The following is a 23870-nucleotide window of genomic DNA, read 5'->3' as shown; positions in this document are numbered from 1 at the left end:
GGGAGGCATCGTATGGAGAAGGGTTTGATAGGGATGTAAAAAAACCTGCTTTTTTCAAAGCAGGTTTTTATATTTGGTGGGTCGTGAGCGATTCGAACGCTCGACCAACGGATTAAAAGTCCGCTGCTCTACCGACTGAGCTAACGACCCGATAGGCTGTGCATTATAGGGAGCTTGTTTCTTTCCGTCAACTGTTTTTTTGAAATTTTTTTCAAAAAACGTAAATCGGTTGTTATTTGGCGTTAATTCTCCCGTTGCCGAGTATTAATTATGTTATGATTTTCTAATCTATCAGTTCTGATGGATATTTTTTAGACCAAAGGATATACAACATGAAAAAATTATTGATTGCTGCGATGATGGTGGCTGGTTTGGCTGCTTGTTCTCAAGAGGCGAAACAGGAAACTCAAGAAGCGGCTTCTGCCGTTGCTTCTGATGTGAACGCTGCTGCCGAACACGCGGCTTCTGCTGCTGATGCTGCTGCTTCCGAAGCTAAAGGCGCTGCTGAACAGGCTGTTTCTGACGCTAAAGAAGCCGGTGCCGATGCGAAGGAAACTGCGGAGAAAGCAATTTCCGATGCTAAAGAAACTACCGGTAAAGCCATCGATGGTGCTAAAGAAGCCAGCGACAAAGCTTTGGACGATGCAAAAGCTGCTGTGGGCGAAGCTAAAGACGCTGCCAAAGATGCGGCTAAAGATGCTTTGGGTAAAGCTGCCGATGCAACTCAAGAAGCTGCCGACAAATTGAAAGATGCTGCTAAATAAGCCGGTGTCCGATATTTGAAAAGGCCGTCTGAAAAAATGTTTTTCAGACGGCCTTTTTGTATCGGCGGATTATTTTTTTTCTTGCTGACGCGTGTACACCAAAGAAGTCAGGATGGATGCGCCCAGTGCGCCGAAGACGACGGATAGGGAAATGGAAATCGGGATATGCACCCAGTGCATAATCAGCATCTTGATACCGATAAAACTTAACACGAAGGCCAAGCCGTATTTGAGGAAGATAAAGCGTTCGGCAAAATCCGCCAGCAAAAAGTACATGGCACGCAGGCCTAAAATGGCAAAAATGTTGGAGGTAAGGACGATGAACGGGTCGGTGGTGACGGCAAAAATAGCGGGAATGCTGTCCACGGCGAAGATGACGTCGCTCAATTCGATCATAATCAATACCAGTAAAAGCGGCGTAGCGATGCGTTTGCCGTTTTCAATGGTAAAGAATTTTTCACCGTCAAACTGTGGGCTGGTCGGGATGACTTTTTTGAGCAGGGTCAGGATTTTGTTTTGGGAAAGGTCTTCCTCTTCTTCCGATTCGGGTTTCATCATGTGGATGCCGGTATAGAGCAGGAATGCACCGAAAAGGTAAAGAATCCATTCAAATTGCTGTACCAGTGCCGCGCCGATGAAAATCATGATGGCGCGCAGGACGATGGCGCCGAATACGCCATAGAGCAAGACGCGGTGTTGGAATTTGGGTTCGACTTTGAAGTAGCCGAAAATCATCAGGAAAACGAAGATGTTGTCGACGGCAAGGGATTTTTCGAGCACATAGCCGGTGAAGAATTCGAGGACTTTTTCTTTGGCGACAGCGGCACCGTAAGCCGGGTTGCCCGCCAGTTCGAAATAGAGCCAGCCGGCAAATGCGCAGGATACGGCCACCCAAATGCCACTCCAAGCGAGGGCTTCTTTAATGCTGACTTTGTGGACGCCATTTTTTTTCAGCGACACCATATCGATGGCGATCATGATTAAGACGGCAATAAAGAAGATGCCGTAAAACATCGGCGAGCCGACGGACGGGTATTGGGTCATAAACAATCCTTGTGTGTGGGGGAAGGGTAAGGTTTACCAAGACAGGTAGAACATTGCTTTGGCAAAAAAGACGATAAACAGCATATGGCTGAATACGACGGCGTGTATGTATTTCGACCAGCCGACGGTGAGGGTGTGCCGTGCCATTTTGACGACGGCGATGACAAAATGTACCAAAACGCTTACTGCCAACAGGATTTTGATGCTCAGCATGATGCCGAAGGAGCTGTCGAATGGGTGGTGCAGTATCGGCAGGTAGCGGTTGTACACCATCACGATGCCGCTGATGAACAGGGTAATGACGACAGGCGGCATCACGCGGACGGCACGATAGGACATGGCACGTTCGACTTCGCGGCGCGATTCGCGCGAAACGCGGCCGGTGTGTAAAACGGAGAGGACCAGCATTTCGAAAAATACGCCGCCGACAAAGGCAATCGCGCAATAAACGTGGATGATGTGTGCCAGTGCGTAGATACTCATGACGGGTGTTTCCGGTAATTCAGACAAGTCGTCATTGTATCACTACCGAATACAGTTGATGTATGCGCAATTTTATGCCAAATATATTAAATTTTATAAATATTCTTTTGGAATTGCCGTTTGTTTTTGCATTTAACCGTTCGTCAAGGGCGTTATCTTAGTTTAATCTGTCTTTACTTATCAGAAAATATATTAATGAAAGGTTGTGCCATACTGTTCTATATAAAGCTTAACCCCTGATGGAGAATCAAACCATGAAGAAAACTTTTGCAAAAACTGTGACCTTGATCATGCTGGCCGCTTCTTTGGGCGCGTGTGCCAATATGACTCAAACCCAACGCAACACTGCTGCTGGTGCGGTATTGGGCGGCGTGGCAGGTAATTTGATTGGTGGCGATACCGGCTCTACCTTGGGTGGCGCGGCTTTGGGTGGCGTTATCGGCAGTCAAGTTCATACCCGCTACTAATCCTTTATTCGGTTAAAAATAAAAAGGCCGTCTGAATATTCAGACGGCCTTTTGTTTTGCGGTTTATTCGTTGACGAAGGTTACGCCGGTCAGTTGCGATTGCAAAATGGCAGTACGCAACGCAGTCAGTGCTTTCGGACGGACAAAGTTGCGGCGATAAGCCAAAACGACACGGCGGTGCGGTGCAGTGCCTTCAAACGGGATAATGCTGAAAAGCATGTGGTCGTTTTCGGTCAATGCGGTAGCCGGCATGACGCTGATGGCCAGGCCGCTGGCAACCATGTGGCGGATGGTGTTGATGGAGCTGCCTTGCAGGGTATTGGTCAAGCCCTGGATTTTTTGCTTGGAAGCCAATTCGGAACAGCTTGCCAACACTTGGTCGCGCATACAGTTGCCTTCGGACAGCAGCAACACTTGTTCTTCGCTCAAAAGCTGAGGCGTAACGGCATCGAGTTCTTCAAAGTGATGTCCTTTGGGAACGATGACGAAGAAAGGTTCGTCATACAGAGGCTCGGTTACGATGCCCGGCTCTTGGAACGGTTCGGCAACGACGATTGCATCGACATCGCCGCGTTTGAGCGACTCGGTCAGGATGTGGGTATAGTTCTCTTCCAGCATCAGCGGCATTTTCGGCGCGGTTTCACGCAGCGCGGTAATGAGCTTGGGCAGAAGGTAGGGGGCAACGGTAAAAATCAGGCCGAGTTTGAACGCGCCTTCCAATTCGTTTTGCTCTTCATTGGCAAGGTGCTTGATGAGTTCGGCTTCTTCCAGAACCCGGCGGGCTTGGGCGACAATGCGCTCGCCCGCTTCGGTCGTGATGATGTCGTTGCTGCTACGGTCGAACAGGGATACCGACAGCTCTTCCTCCAGCTTTTTGATGGCGATGGAGAGGGTGGGCTGGCTGACAAAGCAGCGTCGTGCGGCACGTCCGAAGTGACGTTCTTGTGCGACGGCTACGATGTAACGCAATTCGGTCAAGGTCATGTGTTAAGCCTTTTTTTGTTCCGGCAGGGTGATGTTCAGCTCAAGAACGTCCAAGCCGTCTTGTTTCTCTTGGGAGATGCGGATGTCGTCCAATGATACGTTGACGTATTTGGACAGGACTTCCAGCAGCTCTTTGCGCAAGGTCGGCAGATAGTCCGGAGCTTGGCCTTCTTGTGCGCGTTCTTGCGCGATGATGATTTGCAGGCGGTCGCGCGCGACGGTGGCGGTTTTCGGCTTTCTGCCGAACAGCATATCGAGCAGTGACATGTATTAACCTCCGAACAGTCGTTTTAAGAAACCTTTTTTCTCGGCTTCAAGGAAACGCATTTCGCGGTTTTCACCCAAGAGGCGGGCAATAACGTCTTTGTAGGCTTCGGCTGCGGCGGCATTGTCTTGGTGGATGACGGGTTCGCCGGCGTTGGAGGCCTGCAGGACGTTTTGTGATTCGGGAATCACGCCGATCAACGGGATGCGCAAGATGTCGCAGATGTCTTGTACCGACAGCATTTCGCCTTTGGCCACGCGCTCTGGGGAGTAGCGGGTAATCAGCAGATGCTCTTTAACTGTGCCGCCTTGTTCGGCTTTGCGGGATTTGCTTTGCAAAATGCCTAAGATGCGGTCGGAGTCGCGGACGCTGGATACTTCCGGATTGGTGGTGATGATGGCTTCGTCGGCAAAGTAGAGCGCCATCAGTGCGCCTTGTTCGATACCGGCAGGGGAGTCGCAGATAATGAATTCGAAGCCCATTTTTTTGCTGGACAGCTCTTTCATCACTTTGTCGACGCCGTCGCGGGTCAGTGCGTCTTTGTCGCGGGTTTGCGAGGCGGGCAGGATGTAGAGGTTTTCGCAGTTTTTGTCTTTAATCAGGGCTTGGTTGAGTGTGGCTTCGCCTTGGATGACGTTGATGAGGTCATACACGACGCGGCGTTCGCAACCCATAATCAGGTCGAGGTTGCGCAAACCGACGTCGAAGTCGATTACGGCGGTTTTGTGGCCGCGCAGGGCCAGGCCGGTTGCGATGCTGGCGCTGGTAGTGGTCTTGCCTACGCCGCCTTTACCTGAAGTTACTACGATGATTTTGGACACGATATTTCCTTTTTAAGTACTGATGTTTATTCGGCGTCGATTGCGCTGATAACCAGTCGGTTGTCTTGCAATGATACTTGTACGGGTTTTTTGTGCAGATGCTCGGGCAGGTCTTGCTCGAAGTTGCGGTAGATGCCGGCAACGGAGACTAACTCGGCCTGCATGGAATGGATGAAGATGCGCGCGTTGGTGTTGCCTTTTGCTCCGGCCAACGCTCTGCCGCGCATGGGGGCGTAAATATGGATGTTGCCGTCGGCGATAAGTTCTGCACCTTGGCTGACGATGCCGGTAACGATGAGGTCGCCGTTTTCAGCGTACACCTGCTGGCCGGTACGCACGGGCGTGCTGACCAATACAGTCGGATTGTTGATGACGGTGGCCTGTACGTCTTGCGGCTGCGGTGCTTGGCGCGGGGTGGGCGCTGCCTGTGTGTCGGCTGCCTGGGTGGCGTTGCCTTGTTTGAAGACCAAGTGGTAACGTGCCGCCGCTGCCGCCCAGGTATCGCTGGTGTGGTGCAGCCCTAAGATTTGCATGCCGTAACGGGCAAACAGGGAAATCATGCCGCCCAAATCGATGGATTCGGGATGGTCGAAATCTTGTACGTCTAAAATAAAGGGAACGAATTCGTCTTGGGACTGGCCTGCCAGTTGGCGCAGGAATTCTTCCAATTCGGTTAGATCTGCGGTGTGCAGATGGATGGATAAGACGTCCAAACGTGACGTTTTTATGTCGAATGCGGGTTTCATTGTAATGAAATAATAAAATTTTTTAATGATGTAAGTTTACCGTGTAAATCTTGGCTATTCAATCTGTTTGGCCGTCTGAAACCAAAATATTTTGTTTGGGCGTTTTTTAGTTGTGTTTAGTGTGGTTTTTTGGTGTGAAGCTCTGTTTCAGACGGCCTTGGGGAAGGGGTAGCCGTGTGTGTCGATGTCATCGGCGGCCGCCCACGGGGTGTGGATGAGGGTGGACGGCAGGTGTGCCAATTCGGGGAGGTAACTGCGGATGTAGCTGCCGTCGGGGTCGATTTGGTGCGAACGGTGGGCATAGCGGACGGTGGCTGTGTCTTGGGCGGCAAGGTGCCAGTTGGCTTGGTTGAGCGCGGGGTCGGTGCCGGTTTGGACGGAGGCTGTCCACGCGATGCCTTGGTTGGGGTCGAGGTTGAGGGCGTGGCAGAAATAGTGGGCGCACAGCTGCTGGAGAACGGGGTGTAAGTGGCCGGTGGCTTCGAGGCTGCGGATGGAGGCGTCGATGACGGGTACGCCGGTTCGGCCGTTGCGCCAGTATTCGCGCACCGGGGCGGCATCGGTTGTTTCGGGTAGTCGGCGGTGGTAGGCGAGCTGGTAGCAGTAGTCGCGGAAAATAAGCTTGTCCAGCCACTCGAAATGTCGGTTTGCCAAGCTTTCGGCGGCCAGCAGGCGCGGTGAAATGCAGCCTGCGGACAGGTAGGCATTGAGGAGGCTGGTGTTTTTTCGTGCCGGAAAGTTTTGGGTAATCGGGTAGTGAACCAAATTCTGTTTGAACGCGTGCCATTGCGTTAAGGCCGCGGTTTCGCCGCCCTGTTGATAGGCAGGCAATACTGCGCCGGTATGGGCTGGAAACAGTGGAACGTTTTGCCCAGTTTGAACAGGCAATTCGGTTTCAGACGGCCTTTGTTCTGAATAAGCCTGCAACCATGCTTGTTTATAGGCGGTAAAATCGGTGTAGGGCAGGCCGTTGGCATCCATGAGGGGGGCTTTAGCCAAGATACCGCGGTCGTTGGCGTGTTGCAGGGCAATGCCTGCGCGGTCGAGATTGTGCCAGAGGAGGTTGTCTTGGCGGATTTCGGCTTCGGTGTAGGCTTCGTCTGTGATGATGGTATGGGCATGGAGCGTAGCGGCCAAGGGGAGGAGGTCTTCGTCGGAAGCGACGGCATATAAAGGAATATGGTGTGCCGCCAGACGGGTATGCAGCTCTTGCGCGGCTTGATAATGGAACAGGCTTTGACGCGGATTGTGGTTTTCAGACGGCCTTTGGTTGACCCAGACGCAGGCGATGGGCAAACCGCTTGCAACGGCGGCATTAAGCGCGGCATTGTCGTGCAGGCGGAGGTTGCGGCGGAACCAGACAAGGACGTGGGCAGATTTCATGAGCATGTTCCGACGGAAAAGGGGGAAACCATTTTATCAGAATCGGCCTCATGTATCAGGCCGTCTGAAAAATCTTTTGGTTTGATTTCGCTATATAATTTTGGTTTTAGCAACGAGATGCAACCATGACCGAGCAAACCGTTTTGGCACTCATTACCTGCCAAACCTATCCCGAACCGTCGGACAACCTGAAAACATTGGCGGCGCATTTGGAAACCATGGGTGTGAAAACCGTATTTGACGCGTGGCAAAACCATCCGTCCGCGCCGTTTTTGCTGCCTTTGTGCGCATGGGATTATGCCGCCGAACCCGAAGCCTTCCGCCAATGGCTGGAGCATGCCGGGCAGGCGGGGCAGCGTTTTATCAATCCGCCCGAATTGATGGCTTGGAATATGGAAAAGACGTATTTGTGCGATTTGGCGGCGCTCGGCGCGCAAGTAATTCCCAGCGTGTTCGTTCCCGCGCACAAAGACAAATTGGCCGATATTCTGAAACAACAAGGCTGGACGGAAGCAGTTATCAAGCCCGCATTCGGTCAGAGCGGCAAAGGCGTGGTCAAAGTTTGTGCGGAGGCATTGGACGTGGATATGGCGGATTATCCGCAAGGTATGATTGTTCAACCGTATATCCGTGAAATCGAAACGGCGGGCGAAACCTCGCTGGTGTTTTTCAACGGCGCATTCAGCCATGCCGTGCGCCGTCAGCCGCCGCAAGGCGAATGGCGCGCCAACTCGGCCTATGGCGTGTCGGTGTTCGGTATCGAGCCGCCCGAGTTTGCCGTCCGTGTCGCACAAGACGTACTGGCCGCCTTGCCGAAAATGCCGGTTTATGCCCGCGTGGACGGCACACTGATTGGCGATACTTTCCTGCTCAATGAGTTGGAACTCATCGAACCTGCCCTGTACCTGCACACCAGCGAAGGCGCGGCGGAGCGTTTTGCTCGAGTGTTGGCCGGGTTGCTGGAATAGGATTGCGGCACGCACATTCAGGCCGTCTGAAAGATTTTTTTCAGACGGCCTGAATTTTTTTAAACAGTTGGCAGGAAGATGTTTTAAAGCATGCTTTTATTTGTCATTTTAATTGGGCTGGGGTCTAGGCCTGCTCTGGATTGTAAACAATTTTCTTGGTGTCGATTGGGTTTTATTTAGGGTAAAAATACGAAAAGTTTTTGAAAATAAATATGTTGTAATCTTAAACATTCTGTGCTGAAATTACAGGACACTACAAAAAAGTGGTGTTTTAAAAAAATAAAACAGACAAAGGAGAAAAACCATGCAATTGCTTTTAGACAATCTCAAAGCCTTTTTTGAAACCATCAGCGGCTGGGTCTGGGGGCCTATTATGTTGATGCTGCTGGTCGGTACGGGCATTTTGCTGACCGTTTTGCTGAAAGGCTTGCAGTTCACCATGTTGGGTTATGCGCTGAAACAGGCGTTTGTGCCGTCAAAGAAGCATGAAGACGGCGAAGACCACGAAGGCGATATTTCCCATTTCGCGGCGTTGATGACCGCGCTGTCGGCCACCATCGGTACGGGCAATATCGCCGGCGTGGCGACCGCGGTGGTAACCGGCGGCCCGGGCGCAGTATTTTGGATGTGGATGACCGCCATTTTCGGTATGGCCACCAAATACGGCGAGGGCGTGTTGGCGGTGAAATACCGCGTCACCAATTCCAAAGGCGAAATGTCCGGCGGCCCGATGTATTACATCGAAAAAGGCTTAGGCAAAAACTGGAAATGGATGGCCGTTGCGTTTGCGCTGTTCGGCACATTTGCTTCCTTCGGTATCGGCAGCTCGGTGCAGTCCAACTCGGTTGCGCAGGCAGTGCAAACCAGCTTCGGTGTTGAACCTGCCTACACCGGCGTGATATTGACCGTATTAACGGCCATCGTGCTTTTGGGCGGCATTAAGGGCATTGCCAAAGCCGCGTCCTTTATCGTGCCTGCCATGGCCGTATTTTATGTAGTGGGCGGTATTTCCATTATTGTCGTGAATTCTGACGCACTGATGCCTGCCGTCAAACTGATTTTCTCCGATGCGTTTAGCGCGCAAGCTGTGGCCGGCGGTGCCATCGGTACGGTCATCCGTTACGGCGTGGCGCGCGGCGTGTTCTCCAATGAGGCGGGTATGGGTTCTGCGCCGATTGCCGCCGCCGCCGCGAAAACCGACCACCCCGTCCGTCAGGCTTTGGTTTCCATGACCGGTACGTTTTTGGACACCATCGTTGTCTGCTCGATTACCGGTATCGTGTTGGTCATGGGTTTGCTCGGCGCAGGCGGCGAGTTTGTCAAACCTGAATTGAGCGGCGCGGCGCTGACAACCGTCACTTTCCAAAAAATGCTGCCCGGCATCGGCGGCTGGATTGTCACCATCGGCCTGATTTTCTTTGCCTACTCAACCATTCTCGGCTGGTGTTATTACGGCGAGAAATGCGCGGTTTACGTCTTCGGCGAGAAGTTTGCCGGTTTGTACCGCGTGGGTTATGTTTCTTCGGTCATGCTGGGAACCGTGTTGAGCCTTGATTTGGTGTGGCTGGCTTCGGACACATTCAACGGCTTGATGGCATTGCCCAACCTGATTGCGCTTTTGTTGATGGCGAAAGTCATCGTCAATGAAACGCGAGACTTCAAACAAAAAATCAAAAACGGCGAATTGCCGCATTGATGTTCAAGGCCGTCTGAAACGGAATATTCAGACGGCCCGATGGATATCAGTTTGTTTTGAAAAAAAGTCAGAGGAAGAGAAAAATGAAAGTGCTGGTTTTAGGTGCCGGAGTTGCCGGCGTATCTTCCGCGTGGTATCTGGCAGAGGCAGGACATGAGGTAACGGTCATCGACCGCGCCGAGGGCGTGGCGATGGAAACCAGTTTTGCCAACGCAGGTCAGCTCTCTTACGGCTATACCACGCCCTGGGCTGCACCCGGCATTCCGACCAAAGCGCTGAAATGGTTGTTTAAAAGCCATCCGCCTTTACTGTTCCGCCCTGACGGCAGCCTGTATCAAATCGAATGGTTGTGGCAAATGCTGCAAAACTGCACGGCAGCGCGCTATCAAATCAATAAAGAGCGCATGGTCAGGATTTCCGAATACAGCCGTGAAATGTTCCGCCGTTTTGAAGCGCAAACCGGCATGAATTTTGAAGGGCGCAAAAAAGGGACGTTGCAGATTTTCCGCCAAACCAAAGAAGTCGAAGCGGCAGAACAAGATATTGCCGTTTTGGAACGATACGGCGTGCCGTACCGCCGTCTGAAACCCGAAGAATGCGCAGAATTCGAGCCTGCGCTGGCGCGCGTTACCGCCAAAATTGCCGGCGGCCTGCACCTGCCCGCAGACGCGACCGGCGACTGCCACCTCTTCACCGAAAACCTGTACAAACTGTGTCTGGAAAAAGGCGTACAGTTCCATTTCAACCGAACCATCCGCCGCATCGAACACAACGGCCAGCGCATCAGCGCAATCGAAACCGAAACGGAACGCTTTGAAGCAGATGCCTTCGTCTGCGCGCTCGGCTGCTTCAGCAGGACGGTTTTGGCGCAGTTGGATCTCAATCTGCCCATTTACCCCGTCAAAGGCTATTCCTTGACCCTGCCGGTCACAAATTCCGACGGCGCACCAGTGTCCACCGTTTTGGACGAAAGCTACAAAGTCGCCATCACACGATTCGACAACAGAATCCGCGTCGGCGGCATGGCGGAATTGTCCGGCTACGAAATCAAACTGCCCGAAAAACGCCGCGAAACCTTGGCTTTGGTCGTCAACGATTTATTCCCCGAAGGCGGCGACTTGAATCAGGCATTGTTCTGGAGCGGCCTCAGACCAATGACGCCCGACAGCACGCCGTTAATCGGCCGCACCCGCTTTGACAACCTGTTCCTGAATACAGGCCACGGCACTTTAGGCTGGACCATGTCGCTGGGTTCGGCAAAATTGACCGCCGATATCGTGAGCGGCAAAGACACCGAAATCCGCAGCGACGACTTGAGCTTGTCGCGCTATCAGGCTTAAGCTGGAAAGCGATAAGGTTAGCGGTATTTCAAATTTAAAGGCCGTCTGAAAATCATTTTTCAGACGGCCTTTAGCTTTATGAGTATTGCGCCCAATCAATAAAATAAATAATAACTATTATCATATGCATTAAAAAGTGTTAGTCTGCATCTGTCCCAGCTTTTAGCGCAGGTTTTCTCATGCCCGATTTTTCGATGTCCAATTTGGCCGTTGCCTTTTCCATCACGTTGGCTGCCGGTTTGTTTACCGTATTAGGCAGCGGTTTGGTGATGTTTTCCAAAACGCCCAATCCGCGCGTGTTGTCGTTTGGTTTGGCATTTGCCGGCGGTGCGATGGTGTATGTTTCCCTAACGGAGATTTTCAGCAAATCCAGCGAGGCGTTCGCTGAAATTTATGATAAAGACCACGCGTTTGCGGCGGCGACCATGGCATTTTTGGCCGGGATGGGCGGCATCGCGCTGATTGACCGCCTGGTGCCGAACCCGCATGAAACTTTAGATGCGCAAGACCCGTCGTTTCAAGAAAGCAAACGCCGCCATATCGCGCGAGTCGGCATGATGGCGGCGTTTGCGATTACGGCGCACAATTTCCCCGAAGGCTTGGCGACGTTTTTTGCCACCTTGGAAAATCCGGCGGTCGGGATGCCTTTGGCCTTGGCGATTGCCATCCATAATATTCCGGAGGGCATTTCCATCGCCGCGCCGGTTTATTTTGCCACCCGAAGCCGTAAGAAAACGGTATGGGCGTGTCTGTTATCCGGTTTGGCCGAGCCTTTGGGGGCGGCTTTGGGCTATTTGGTTTTACAGCCGTTTTTGTCGCCTGCCGTGTTTGGCTCGGTGTTCGGCGTGATAGCCGGCGTGATGGTTTTTTTGGCGTTGGACGAGCTGTTGCCGGCCGCCAAACGCTATTCAGACGGCCACGAAACCGTTTATGGCCTGACAACGGGCATGGCAGTGATTGCCGTCAGCCTGGTATTGTTCCATTTTTAAAACCCGTATGCCAAAGGCCGTCTGAAATGATTCAGACGGCCTTTTTGCGTTATAATTCGCACATCAAAAATAACCTTAATTTCACAAAGTTCCATCATGTTAGACAAATACAATCCAGCCGAAATCGAATCCAAACATTATCAAAACTGGGAAGAGCAGGGCTATTTCCAACCTGATATGGATTTGACGAAACCGTCTTTCTCCATCCAACTGCCGCCGCCCAATGTAACCGGCACGCTGCACATGGGCCATGCCTTCAACCAAACCATCATGGACGGCCTGACCCGCTACTACCGCATGAAAGGCTGCAATACCGCCTGGATTCCGGGCACCGACCATGCGGGCATCGCCACGCAAATCGTGGTCGAGCGTCAGCTTGCCGCGCAAAACGTGTCCCGTCATGATTTGGGTCGTGAAAAATTCTTGGAAAAAGTGTGGGAATGGAAAGAAGTTTCCGGCGGTACGATTACCCAACAAATGCGCCGCGTGGGCTGTTCCGCAGACTGGACGCGCGAGTATTTCACGATGGACGACGTGCGCGCCGAAACCGTGACCGAAGTGTTCGTGCGCCTGTATGAACAGGGCTTGATTTACCGCGGCAAACGCTTGGTGAACTGGGATCCGGTATTGGGTACGGCGGTATCGGATTTGGAAGTGGAAAGCGTGGAAGAACAAGGCTCTATGTGGCACATCCGCTATCCGCTGGCCGACAATCCTGCCGAAGCCGTTATCGTGGCGACCACCCGTCCTGAAACGCTGCTGGGCGACGTGGCTGTTGCCGTCAATCCCGAAGACGAACGTTACACCCACTTAATCGGCAAAGAATTAATCCTGCCGCTGACCGGCCGCACCATTCCCGTGATTGCCGACGAATACGTCGAAAAAGACTTCGGCACCGGCTGCGTGAAAATCACGCCTGCGCACGACTTCAACGACTACGAAGTCGGCAAACGCCACGACACGCGCCTGATTAATGTGTTCGATTTGGAAGCCAAAGTGCTGGCAAACGCCGAAGTGTTCAACTTCAAAGGCGAAGCGCAACAAGGCTTTGCCCTGCCTGAAAAATACGCAGGCTTAGACCGCTTTGCCGCGCGCAAACAAATGGTTGCCGATTTGCAGGAACAAGGCTTCTTGGTCGAAATCAAACCGCACACGCTGATGACGCCGAAAGGCGACCGTACCGGCTCAGTGATTGAGCCGATGCTGACCAGCCAATGGTTTGTCGCCATGTCCGCCACGCCAAACGGCGGCGAGCCTGACAGCGAATTCAAAGGCTTAAGCCTCGCCGACAAAGCTAAAAAAGCCGTCGACAGCGGCGCGGTGCGCTTTATCCCTGAAAACTGGGTCAACACCTACAACCAATGGATGAACAACATCCAAGACTGGTGTATCTCGCGCCAACTGTGGTGGGGGCATCAGATTCCCGCGTGGTACGACGAAGCAGGCAATGTTTACGTCGCCCGCAATCAGGCGGAAGCCGAAAAACAAGCCGGCAAAACCGGTTTGACCCGCGAAGAAGACGTATTGGATACATGGTTCTCTTCCGCGCTCGTGCCGTTCTCCACGCTCGGCTGGCCGTCTGAAACCGACGAACTCAAAGCTTTCCTGCCGTCCAATGTCTTGGTTACCGGCTACGAAATCATCTTCTTCTGGGTGGCGCGCATGATTATGATGACCACCCACTTCACCGGCAAAGTACCGTTTAAAGACGTGTACATCCACGGCATCGTGCGCGACCACGAAGGCAAAAAAATGTCCAAATCCGAAGGCAACGTCATCGACCCCGTGGATTTGATCGACGGCATCGACTTGGACAAATTACTGGTGAAACGTACCACCGGCCTGCGCAAACCCGAAACCGCGCCGAAAGTGGAAGAAGCCACCAAAAAACTCTTCCCCGAAGGCATTCCGAGCATGGGCGCGGACGCATTGCGCTTCACCATGGCGAGCTACGCCAGCCTCGGCCGTAGCGTCAACTTCGACTTCAAACGCGCCGAAGGTTACCGCAACTTCTGCAATAAATTGTGGAACGCCACCAACTTTGTGTTGATGAACACTGAAGACAAAGACTGCGGTCAAGACGAAATGCAGCCGTTGGCGTTTACCTTCGCCGACCAATGGATTATCGGCAAACTGCAACAAGCCGAAGCTGCCGTTGCCGAAGCCTTTGAAACCTACCGCTTCGACCTTGCCGCGCAAACGCTGTACGAATTGGTGTGGAACGAATATTGCGACTGGTACATCGAGCTGGCAAAAGTGCAAATCCAAACCGGCTGCCCGACAACCCAGCGCACCACACGCCGCACCCTCGTGCGCGTACTCGAAACCATCCTGCGCCTGCTGCACCCAATCATGCCGTTCATTACCGAAGAGCTGTGGCAGGTCGTTGCGCCTCTGGCGAATGCCAAAACCGCCGACAGCATCATGTTGGCCGCCTATCCGCAAGCCGATAAAGAACAAATCGTTCAGACGGCCTTCGACAAAATGGCCGCATTGAAAGACTTGGTAGAAGAAGTGCGCAAACTGCGCGGCGAAATGGGTATCGCGCCAAACGTCAAAGCGCCGCTCTTCGTCGAAGGCAGCGCAGAACTCGAAGGCCTGCTCAAATACCTGCCGTCGCTGACCCGACTGACCGAAGCCAAGCTGGTGGACAGCCTGCCCGAAGCGGAAGACGCACCCGTCGCCGTCTGCAACGGCGCGCGCCTGATGCTGAAAGTCGAAATCGACAAAGCCGCCGAAACCGCCCGCTTGAGCAAAGAAGCCGAGAAGCTGCAAAAAGCCTTGGACAAACTCAACGCCAAACTCTCCAAACCCGGCTACACCGAAAAAGCCCCGGCGCATTTGGTGGAAAAAGACAAAGCCGATTTGGCGGAGTTGGAAGACAAAATGGCGAAAGTTCAAACTCAGTTGGCGAAGTTGAAAGACTGATGAATCTTTAATTTTTAATAAAAAGACCGCCTGTAAAGGCGGTCTAAAAATTAATAATCGAGTTTTAAAATGACACTTTTTGAAAATAAAGACAGAACCTGCACTAAATCTGAGCGCGACCAAAATCAATCAATATATGATTTTTTTAATGATTCTTCACTGTCCTATCATAGTAAAGTTAGAGAACTTCTAAACACATCACTTAGTTTATACGATGAAATATCACAGAAAAGAATAATTGATGATATTTTGAAAAATAAGAATGACGATGAGAAATTTTATTCTACTTGCTTTGAACTAATTGTTTCCTACATATTTAGGAAAATAGGTGGATATACTCTTGAACCTCACCCACAATTACCCCATTCAAATAAAAGACCTGACTTTTTGGTCAGAACGCCAGATGGAGATTCATTTTATTTGGAATTGGTAACTGTTGGTGAATTAGATAATTCACAAATTATTAGAATTAAGGAATACATTAAAAAATTCAAACATACCCTAAATGGAGAAAATAAAACCATAATTCACATTAGAAATGTAGAAGGTAGGGAATTGTCTCATGAGAATATAACAGAATTACATAATGAAATTCCTAAATGGTGGAATAAAAATAAACAGAATATTGGTGCACAATTCATAAAATCCTTTGATAGAAGTTTAATTTGTTTGGAAATTGTTTTTGAGGATAGCTTACGTTTAGAATCTATAATTGACATAACAAATTTTCATAATAAACTTTTAGATAGCTTGGAAAAGAAAGCAACAAGATATGGTAAATTAAATTTGCCATTTATGATTGCAACTACATTTCGCCCTTCTAATTTTTCAGCTGGCTTATTTCTACAAGAAAACATAATTGCAGCTAGTCTATACGGAGGTAGTATTTGGAATGTAGAAAAGACAAAATGGGAAGATTATAGTTTTTGGGCGACATTCAAGGAAAGAAAGAGAAATAATCATGTTGGGGGGGTATTGTATTTTGATTCGCTAATTCCTGAAAATCTAGAATCTTTTGAGTACGTACTGTTCCTGAATCACCATGTAGATGATGACAAAGAACTTCCCAAAGATTTGCGAGATTTTCTACCTTATTACTATGTGATAGACAAAGACAATGCAAAACGAGACTCAAGATACCTAAGAGAACTTAAGAGAATTACAGTTACTGGTAAATTAATCTAAATCCAACTTCCATAGATACTTGTATTGGATTTACAACTCATCTCAAAGACCGTCCCCCCACTTTCAGACGGCCTCCCCATTTTCAGGCTGCCCTTCCCAAGGCAGCCTGAAACCTTTCCCCCGCCCCAAACCCATCCGCCGTCATTCCCGCCTGCGCGGGAATGACGGTGTTTGTTGCTTTTCAGACGGCCTTTTTCTTAATCCATCACATTCAATCAAACCAAACGATCTGATTTTCATCCACGCTGATACGGATTTCCTGTCCGGTTTGCGGTTTGTCCGTATCGTGGTCTGCATGGGGATACCAAATCAAATCGCCGTATTGCGGATGGGCGAGGGTAAGGCGTATGCCTTCGGCGAGGGGGACGGCTTCGCTGATGCGGACGGCCGTGCCGTTCGGGTCGAATCGGATGGCGTGTTGGGGAATGTAGCGTGTGTCGCTGGTGTTGGCCAAACCGAGCAGCAGGGCGGCTTGGGCGTTGACGGGGCGGCGGATAAGGGTTTCCGGCGTGCCGTGTTGGAGGATGCGGCCTTCGTGCATGATGGCGATGGTGTCGGCCATGGTGCAGGCTTCTTCGGCGGAGTGGGTCACGAGGATGGCGGGGATGTTTTGACTGCGGATGCGTTCGGCGGTCAGGGTGCGTAGGTGGTGGCGCAGGTGGGTGTCGAGGCTGGAGAAGGCTTCGTCCAGGAGCAACAGCGACGGGCGCGTGATGAGGGCGCGCGCGAGGGCGAGGCGTTGTTGTTCGCCACCGGAGAGGCTTTCGGGTTTGCGTTGCGCTTCGTGTTCCAAACCGATGTCGCGTAAGGCTTGCATGGATTGTTCTTCGATTTCGGCTTTGGGCAGACGGCGCATTTTGAGGCCGAAGCCAACGTTGTCGAGGGCGGTTAAATGCGGCAAAAGGGCGTAATCTTGAAACATCAGCGAGATATTGCGTTTTTCAGACGGCATGTCGGTAATGTTGTCGCCGTTGAGCCAGACTTCGCCGCTGTCGGGACGCACCAGGCCGACGATGGTTTTGAGCAGGGTGGATTTGCCGCAGCCGGAGCGGCCGAGTACGGCGAGGATTTCGCCTGCTTCGACGTTTAGGTTGATGTCTTGGGCAACGGTTTTGCTGCCAAAGCGTTTGTTGATGTTTTTGAGTTGCAACATGGTTTCAGACGGCCTTTAAAAATGGGGTCGGCAACGGATGCTGTCGAGCCATGCGGACAGCGGATGTTTGGGGTCGATCAGGCCGTATCTCCGGCAGGCTTCGATCGTGACCAACTGGGCATCGTGCATCATGTGTCCGCCCAACATAGCATCAAGCAGGGTGGGGATGTCCATCAGTTCAAAACCAGCGACTTCGCCGTCTTGGTTGGCGGGTTGGAAGCCTTCGGGCAGGATGATGTCGAAGATATACAGGATTTCGTTGTGGACACCGCGATTAACGGGGCGCAAACTGTATATCTGGGCGGTCGGTCGGATATGGGGTGTCATAGAAGCGGGAATGCCTGCTTCTTCTTCGCCTTCGCGGCAGACGGCTTCAGACGGCCTCTCGCCGCTGCTGATACCGCCGCCGGTCAGGTTGTCGAGTTTGTTCGGATCGACGGCTTTGTGCGGACTGCGGCGGCCTATCCAAAAGCGCAAACCGTCTTCTGTTTCGACCAATCCGTTCAAATGCACTGCCTGACTCATCAGGCCGAACGGGCGGAAGGCGGCGCGTTCGAGTGCGCATAAAGGCTTGCCCGACTGGTCGCAGATGTCGAACTTTTCACCGCGCCAACCTTTGAGCCAACCGCACTCGCGCCATTGTTGCGCCAGCGTTTGCAAACTGTCGCCCATTTCCGCCCAGCTGTCGGTTTCCAAATTCAGGCCGTCTGAAAGGATTGACTGCCTGCCTGTCCAATCGCGCCCGAGGCGTTCGTGCCATAACGGGTTCAGACGGCCTAAAGGCAGGCCGTTGAGATACAGAATGCACCAATCGTCGGATGCGCCATAGCTGGTTTGCGCCCAATCCCACAATGCGTCGTGGACATCGGACGCGAATACCTGTTCAAAACGGAAAGACTGAGACATGGCGCATCTTCCAAAAGAACTAAAGATACGTCGATTTTAGCCGTTTACGGCGAATTTGCAAAACAACCATACCCCTTGAAAACCGCTATAATAGAGTAAACCATCCGAAACGAGCACATCATCATGAGTGAATTGACCGATATCCTTTCCTACAACCAACGTTTCGTTGAATCGGGCGAGTACGAAAAATATTTCACCAACAAATACCCCGGCCGCGAGCTGGCCATTCTTTCCTGCATGGATGCACGCATTATCGAATTGTTGCCCAATGCTTTAGGCTTGAAAAACGGCGATGCCAAGCTCATCAAAAACGCCGGCGCGCTGGTGACCCACCCTTGGGGTTCGGTGATGCGCAGTTTGTTGGTCGCCGTATTTGAACTCAAAGTCAAAGAAATCATGGTCATTGCCCACCACGACTGCGGTATGCGCGGATTGCATGCCGAAGAGTTCCTCCAGCGCGTACACGACAGCAATATCCCCGACGACCGCATCGAAACCCTGCGCAATGCCGGTATCGATTTGGACGGCTGGCTGACCGGTTTTGACGATGTCGAAGACAGCGTGCGCCATACCGTCGAGCTGATTCGCAAACATCCGCTGATGCCCGACAACATCGCCATCCACGGCCTGGTCATCCACCCGACCACAGGCAAGCTCAACCTGATTGTTGACGGCAGCCTGCCTGCTTCAGACGGCCAAAACATCTAACGCAGACACCACCACGAAATGAAAAACATCGGATTATTCGGCGGCACGTTTGACCCCATCCACAACGGCCACCTCCACATCGCCCGCGCCTTCGCCGACGAAATCGGTTTGGATCTCGTCGTCTTCCTGCCGGCAGGCGACCCGTACCACAAAGACAGCACGCGCACGCCGGCACAAGAGCGCCTCAATATGGTTGAACTCGCCATCGCCGACGAGCCGAAATTCGCCGCCAGCGACTGCGACATCGTCCGCGACGGCGCAACTTATACGTTTGACACCGTCCAAATCTTCCGCCAGCAGTTTCCCGGCGCGCAACTGTGGTGGCTGATGGGCAGCGACAGCCTGATGCAGCTGCACACATGGAAAAAATGGCAAACCCTCGTGCGCCAGACCCATATCGCCATTGCCATGCGCCAAGGCGACAACCTCAACAAAACCCCGCGCGAATTGCACGCATGGCTCGGCGAAGCCCTGCAAAACGGCAGCGTCCGTATCCTCAACGCGCCACTGCACAACACCAGCTCCACCCAAATCCGCGCCAATCTTGCCAAAACGCACCATTCAGACGGCCTGCCGCAACCCGTCGCCCAATACATCCGCCAACACAAACTCTATGAAAAATAGCGTTTATTCAGGCAGATAAGCTATAATGCCGTCTGAAAACATTTCAACTAGGAAAATAATGAACGAACAAGAATTGCAAGACCTGCAAAAAATGGTCGAAGTGGCCGTAAACGCCCTCGAAGACATCAAAGCCAAAGACATCTCCGTTTTGGAAACCCAAGACAAAACCTCCCTGTTCGCCCGCATGATTATTGCCAGCGGCGACAGCACACGCCAAGTTAAAGCACTGGCCAACAACGTTGCCGTCGATTTGAAAGAAGCTGGTTTCGAAATCCTCAGCACCGAAGGCGACAGCGGCGAATGGACGCTCGTCGACGCAGGCGACCTCGTTGTCCACGTCATGCTCCCTACCGTGCGCGACTTCTACGACATCGACACCTTGTGGGGCGGAGAAAAACCGAGTTTCCACGCCGGTATGCAAAAACCTTGGCACGCCGCCGACTAAAACGGTTTATCCATACAAAGGCCGTCTGAAACTTGAAAGCAAGCAAGTTTCAGACGGCCTTTTGCTATAATTCCATTCTTTTCACATTATTCAATTTATTGCACCATCATGCCGCAACCCGATTTCACCCAAACCCTTTCCAAAGACCGCCATTTTCTGCGTTCTGCCTTTAAAAACCCCAATAAATACGGCGGCTTGGCCAAGGTTGAGGAAAAATACAAAAAATCGCACGACCTCTATCTGCAACGCCTGTCCAAACTGCCCAAGCCTGAGTTCGACAACACGCTGCCTGTTCACGATAAGCTCGACGAAATCAAAAAAGCCATTGCCGAGAATCAGGTAACGATTATTTGCGGCGAAACCGGTTCGGGCAAAACCACGCAGCTGCCCAAGATTTGTTTGGAACTCGGACGTGGGGCGGCAGGCTTGATCGGGCATACCCAGCCGCGCCGTTTGGCCGCGCGTTCGGTGGCGGAGCGGATTGCCGAAGAGCTGAAATCCGAAATCGGCAGCGCGGTGGGCTATAAGGTGCGCTTTACCGACCACACCTCACGCGATGCCTGCGTCAAGCTGATGACCGACGGCATCCTGCTGGCGGAAACCCAGACCGACCGTTATCTCGCCGCCTACGACACCATCATCATCGACGAAGCGCACGAGCGCAGCCTGAACATCGACTTCCTCTTGGGCTACCTGAAACAACTCCTGCCGCGCCGCCCCGACTTGAAAGTCATCATTACCTCGGCCACGATAGACGCAGAACGCTTCTCCCAACACTTCAACGGCGCGCCCGTTTTAGAAGTAAGCGGACGCACCTATCCCGTCGAAATCCTCTACCGACCGCTGACCAGCAAAGACGAAGACGAGGCAGAAGTCGAGCTGACCGACGCGATTGTCGATGCGGCCGACGAATTGGCGCGCTACGGCGAAGGCGATATTTTGGTGTTCCTGCCGGGCGAACGCGAAATCCGCGAAGCGGCAGAAGCCCTGCGCAAATCCACGCTGCGCCGCAACGACGAAATCCTGCCCCTGTTCGCGCGCCTGTCGCACGCCGAACAGCACAAAATCTTCCACCCCTCCGGTGCGAAACGCCGCATCGTGTTGGCAACCAACGTCGCCGAAACCTCGCTCACCGTGCCGGGCATCAAATACGTCATCGACACCGGCCTCGCGCGCGTCAAACGCTATTCCGCGCGGGCGAAAGTGGAGCAGCTTCATGTCGAAAAAATCTCCCAAGCCGCCGCCCGCCAACGCTCCGGCCGCTGCGGCCGCGTCTCCGCAGGCGTGTGTATCCGCTTATTTTCAGAAGAAGATTTCAATAGCCGCCCCGAATTTACCGACCCGGAAATCGTCCGCAGCAACCTCGCCGCCGTCATCCTGCGCATGGCATCGCTGAACCTGGGCGACGTAGCGGCATTCCCATTTTTAGAAATGCCCGATTCACGGTATATCAATGACGGTTTTCAGGTATTGCTGGAATTGGGAGCGGTGGAGGAAATGTGATTTCAAACAACTAGAAAAAGAAATTACACAAAAATACCGCTTGGAAAATAAATTTCAGATGGTATTTTGCATTTTCAGACTGTCTGAATACTACACAATTTCCGCTAACGCATTGGCAACGTGCCACATCAATACAGGCGGAATGGCATTGCCAATTTGCCGATATGCCTGAATATCACTCACAGGAAATTGAAAGGTATCAGGGAATGATTGAATACCAGCCGCTTCTCGCGGTGTAAAACGGCGATATAATTCTTTGTCTTTATCAACCAATAAAACTGGGTCTCGTGAGTTTAAACTGGTTTTTGCCAAATGTGCCGTAATAGTTAAGCATTGTCCTTGCAAATCCTGATATAAACCGCGTTTCATGTTATTTTTCGCATTTTTCATGCCTAAAACAGCTTTTTCTGAAAAATAATATTTAGGATTATCAATCGCCAAGGTAGTAATGATTTTTTCTAATTTTACAAAAGGTTTTTGATATAAATTAGGCTGTTCGGCATGAGTTTCCATAGGGAATGTATAGTGTTTCTGAATATCTTTGCGAACACCTACCATAAATACACGTTCACGTTTTTGCGGAATACCGAAATTTGCTGCCAACAATAATTTATATTGAACTTCATATCCTGCTTGTTTAAATTCGGTTAATACTTTTTGTAAAATTTTCCCTTTTTGTAAAGTCATCAAACCCTTAACATTTTCAAAAATAAAATATTTAGGCTGTTTGGTTTGCAATACTTTTACCAATTCTTTATATAAATTAGCACGTGCGTCATTGGTGTCTTTACTGGGATTAACTGTGCTGAAAGATTGGCATGGGAAACCGCCTAATAATAAATCAAAATCATCAAGCTCTTGAATATTTAAATTCTTAATATCATCACAAATCGCAGGGTGTTCAAAATTAGCGTTATACGTTTGCACAGCAAATTTATCAAAATCCAAAGCGTAAACAATTTCAAACGGCAATTTAGGATAAGTTTGCCCCAAGTATTCAAATCCGCCCAATAATCCCAAATCAGAACCACCACAACCACAAAACAACGATACAACTTTTAATTTTTCACTCATAAAACATTATCCACTTCAACCGAATCATCTACGCTATTTGCCCCAAAATCGATGCGATACATGGTTGGCATAACGTAAATAATCCCCTGTTTATTCTTCTCAAAAGGATTGATTATTTTGCGAATATAAATTTTGTGAGCTGTAAAATACACACGATAAATCATGTAGGCTGCCTGAAATTGCTCCGCAGCAACCCATTCTTTGCGTGTTAAATTAACAGTGTCTATCCAATCGTGATTATCTAAATCAGGTGAAGTAACACGAATGGTTGATTTCACTTCAATAAATCTATCAAAATCAGGATTATTTGGACTTTCATCAGCGGCAACTGATTTTACATCATAGCCCAAACCACGAATTTCACCTACAAGCTGAACTTGATTGATTAAGCGTTGATTGTATTTTCTCACACGTTCTTGCTCTAACTGAAATACCAATTTTTCGCCCATTTTACCTAATTCATTTTTGTCTATTTTTTTACTTACCTGATGTTGATATGGCAAAACTGTATTCAAAACTTGAGCATTTTGTAGAGCGATTTGAGCAAAATATTCTGCCCATTCCATTTCAATGCGTTTGCCAATGTGTTCTGCATTTAAATCAAATTGGTAAATATCAAATTGAAGTGGCGTATTGTATTCTTTGATAAATAATTTAATTAACTGATTTTCATAATGATTTAATTGTATGGCTTTGCTGCTTCGGTTTTCATCAATCACAATCAAATTCGCCAATACCAATAAATTCAACAATTCTCTAATGTGCTGAAAATCGTGAGATGTTACAGGAACACGTTTTAATGAATTCTTTTGACTATTAGAAATAATCGTATCCAATACTTCTTTTGGTGTAACTTTGCCTTGCAGCACTTCCAACGCATTCAATACATAATAGCCAATATGGTAAGTAGTTATGGTAAATTTTACCTGTTCCGCTTCTGCCAATAACGCCAAAATAAAATGAAACGGTTTGAATTTAATCTGCTTGTTAATACGTTCTGCGATGGTTTGAATTTTTTGTGTACCGTTTGGGAATTGAAAATTTAAGCATAAATTTTTAAAAAATGCAGGTTGGTCTTGGTCGTTTACTAATTTACTATTACTTGGGCTTTCATATACCAAACCATTTTTTTTGAAGTACAAACCAAATAATTTACCTGCAATTTCAGTAATATGATTTCTAATGGTTTTCTGTTGATTTTTGCCTAATTCATTGTAATTTTTCTGATAAAAAGATTGCGATAATCTATTGTTAAATTGTTGATTAAAGATGTTTTCATCGGCTGGACAAATATCCGCCACAATCGTGGAATAAGTTGGCAATAAATCATCTAATTCTTTTTGTGCTTTACCGCGAATAATGTCGCAACGATATTGAATATCGGGGTTAAACAT

Annotated in this window: 23 protein-coding genes and 1 tRNA gene; 12 read left to right on the top strand and 12 right to left on the bottom strand. The window is 50.4% G+C overall.

All coding sequences use genetic code 11. The annotated features are described in order from the left end of the window. Positions 1–74 precede the first annotated feature (74 nt). Positions 75–150 (bottom strand) — tRNA-Lys (locus FOC66_RS07980). A 182-nt stretch (positions 151–332) separates the two neighbouring features. Between FOC66_RS07980 and FOC66_RS07975 the strand changes: the two genes are divergently transcribed. Next, on the top strand, positions 333–764 hold the full coding sequence (locus FOC66_RS07975; protein WP_003749309.1) for an Ag473 family lipoprotein: 432 nt from the start codon (positions 333–335) through the stop codon (positions 762–764). A gap of 69 nt (positions 765–833) precedes the next feature. Here the strand turns inward: FOC66_RS07975 and FOC66_RS07970 are convergent, their stop codons facing one another. Next, positions 834–1808, bottom strand: coding sequence for a TerC family protein (locus FOC66_RS07970; protein ID WP_003749311.1), 975 nt, complete (start codon positions 1806–1808; stop codon positions 834–836). Between the two features lie 33 nt (positions 1809–1841). Beyond that, positions 1842–2291 carry a CopD family copper resistance protein gene (locus FOC66_RS07965; protein ID WP_003749312.1) on the bottom strand — a complete coding sequence of 150 codons (450 nt, stop codon included), beginning with the start codon at positions 2289–2291 and terminating at the stop codon, positions 1842–1844. Positions 2292–2545: 254 nt separating this feature from the next. Between FOC66_RS07965 and FOC66_RS07960 the strand changes: the two genes are divergently transcribed. Then, positions 2546–2758, top strand: coding sequence for a glycine zipper 2TM domain-containing protein (locus FOC66_RS07960; RefSeq protein WP_003684747.1), 213 nt, complete (start codon positions 2546–2548; stop codon positions 2756–2758). A 63-nt stretch (positions 2759–2821) separates the two neighbouring features. Here the strand turns inward: FOC66_RS07960 and FOC66_RS07955 are convergent, their stop codons facing one another. From FOC66_RS07955 to FOC66_RS07935, 5 genes are all read right to left on the bottom strand, one after another. Then, complete coding sequence (locus FOC66_RS07955) at positions 2822–3742, bottom strand: hydrogen peroxide-inducible genes activator (RefSeq protein ID WP_003749313.1); 921 nt, start codon at positions 3740–3742, stop codon at positions 2822–2824. 3 nt (positions 3743–3745) lie between these two features. After that, on the bottom strand, positions 3746–4009 hold the full coding sequence (minE, locus tag FOC66_RS07950; RefSeq protein WP_003680625.1) for a cell division topological specificity factor MinE: 264 nt from the start codon (positions 4007–4009) through the stop codon (positions 3746–3748). 3 nt (positions 4010–4012) lie between these two features. Then, positions 4013–4828 carry a septum site-determining protein MinD gene (gene minD / locus FOC66_RS07945; RefSeq protein WP_003749316.1) on the bottom strand — a complete coding sequence of 272 codons (816 nt, stop codon included), beginning with the start codon at positions 4826–4828 and terminating at the stop codon, positions 4013–4015. A 26-nt stretch (positions 4829–4854) separates the two neighbouring features. Next, positions 4855–5574 (bottom strand): septum site-determining protein MinC, encoded by a 720-nt coding sequence (gene minC / locus FOC66_RS07940; RefSeq protein WP_003749320.1) that lies wholly within the window; start codon positions 5572–5574, stop codon positions 4855–4857. Between the two features lie 147 nt (positions 5575–5721). Then, complete coding sequence (locus tag FOC66_RS07935; RefSeq protein ID WP_155811710.1) at positions 5722–6957, bottom strand: FAD-binding domain-containing protein; 1236 nt, start codon at positions 6955–6957, stop codon at positions 5722–5724. 125 nt (positions 6958–7082) lie between these two features. Between FOC66_RS07935 and FOC66_RS07930 the strand changes: the two genes are divergently transcribed. The 6 genes from FOC66_RS07930 (at position 7083) to FOC66_RS07905 (ending at position 16063) form a co-directional block, all read left to right on the top strand. Then, positions 7083–7925, top strand: coding sequence for an ATP-grasp domain-containing protein (locus FOC66_RS07930; protein WP_003749324.1), 843 nt, complete (start codon positions 7083–7085; stop codon positions 7923–7925). Positions 7926–8229: 304 nt separating this feature from the next. Continuing rightward, positions 8230–9621, top strand: a complete 1392-nt coding sequence (locus tag FOC66_RS07925; protein ID WP_003749326.1) for an alanine/glycine:cation symporter family protein — start codon at positions 8230–8232, stop codon at positions 9619–9621. An 83-nt stretch (positions 9622–9704) separates the two neighbouring features. Further along, positions 9705–10961 carry a D-amino acid dehydrogenase gene (locus tag FOC66_RS07920; protein WP_003749328.1) on the top strand — a complete coding sequence of 419 codons (1257 nt, stop codon included), beginning with the start codon at positions 9705–9707 and terminating at the stop codon, positions 10959–10961. 179 nt (positions 10962–11140) lie between these two features. After that, entirely contained in the window at positions 11141–11950 is an 810-nt protein-coding gene (gene zupT / locus FOC66_RS07915) for a zinc transporter ZupT (RefSeq protein WP_002224778.1), read from the top strand. A 96-nt stretch (positions 11951–12046) separates the two neighbouring features. Continuing rightward, complete coding sequence (locus FOC66_RS07910; RefSeq protein WP_003749331.1) at positions 12047–14878, top strand: valine--tRNA ligase; 2832 nt, start codon at positions 12047–12049, stop codon at positions 14876–14878. A 69-nt stretch (positions 14879–14947) separates the two neighbouring features. Continuing rightward, complete coding sequence (locus FOC66_RS07905; protein WP_003749332.1) at positions 14948–16063, top strand: hypothetical protein; 1116 nt, start codon at positions 14948–14950, stop codon at positions 16061–16063. A gap of 211 nt (positions 16064–16274) precedes the next feature. On the opposite strand, the gene FOC66_RS07900 is transcribed toward FOC66_RS07905, so the two are convergent. Both FOC66_RS07900 and FOC66_RS07895 read right to left on the bottom strand, forming a co-directional pair. Then, positions 16275–17216 (bottom strand): ABC transporter ATP-binding protein, encoded by a 942-nt coding sequence (locus FOC66_RS07900; RefSeq protein WP_003749334.1) that lies wholly within the window; start codon positions 17214–17216, stop codon positions 16275–16277. A 15-nt stretch (positions 17217–17231) separates the two neighbouring features. Then, positions 17232–18122, bottom strand: a complete 891-nt coding sequence (locus FOC66_RS07895) for an NUDIX hydrolase (RefSeq protein ID WP_003749335.1) — start codon at positions 18120–18122, stop codon at positions 17232–17234. Positions 18123–18245: 123 nt separating this feature from the next. On the opposite strand from FOC66_RS07895, the gene FOC66_RS07890 reads away from it, so the two are divergent. From FOC66_RS07890 to hrpA, 4 genes are all read left to right on the top strand, one after another. After that, positions 18246–18830, top strand: coding sequence for a beta-class carbonic anhydrase (locus FOC66_RS07890; protein WP_003749338.1), 585 nt, complete (start codon positions 18246–18248; stop codon positions 18828–18830). 18 nt (positions 18831–18848) lie between these two features. After that, a complete protein-coding gene (nadD, locus tag FOC66_RS07885; RefSeq protein ID WP_003749340.1) occupies positions 18849–19454 on the top strand; it encodes a nicotinate-nucleotide adenylyltransferase in 606 nt (201 codons plus the stop codon). A gap of 58 nt (positions 19455–19512) precedes the next feature. Further along, positions 19513–19899 carry a ribosome silencing factor gene (rsfS, locus tag FOC66_RS07880; protein ID WP_003749342.1) on the top strand — a complete coding sequence of 129 codons (387 nt, stop codon included), beginning with the start codon at positions 19513–19515 and terminating at the stop codon, positions 19897–19899. A 108-nt stretch (positions 19900–20007) separates the two neighbouring features. Next, complete coding sequence (gene hrpA, locus FOC66_RS07875) at positions 20008–21402, top strand: ATP-dependent RNA helicase HrpA (protein ID WP_003749344.1); 1395 nt, start codon at positions 20008–20010, stop codon at positions 21400–21402. Positions 21403–21492: 90 nt separating this feature from the next. Here the strand turns inward: hrpA and FOC66_RS07870 are convergent, their stop codons facing one another. Then, positions 21493–22476: a DNA cytosine methyltransferase gene (locus FOC66_RS07870; protein WP_003749346.1), complete on the bottom strand. Its 984-nt coding sequence runs from the start codon at positions 22474–22476 to the stop codon at positions 21493–21495. Continuing rightward, positions 22473–23870 (bottom strand): protein NO VEIN domain-containing protein, encoded by a 1398-nt coding sequence (locus tag FOC66_RS07865; protein WP_003749349.1) that lies wholly within the window; start codon positions 23868–23870, stop codon positions 22473–22475. Before FOC66_RS07865 ends, FOC66_RS07870 begins: the two co-directional genes overlap by 4 nt.

This window comes from Neisseria mucosa (assembly GCF_013267835.1).
Taxonomy (GTDB): domain Bacteria; phylum Pseudomonadota; class Gammaproteobacteria; order Burkholderiales; family Neisseriaceae; genus Neisseria.
This window is presented reverse-complemented; position numbering and strand designations above follow the sequence as displayed.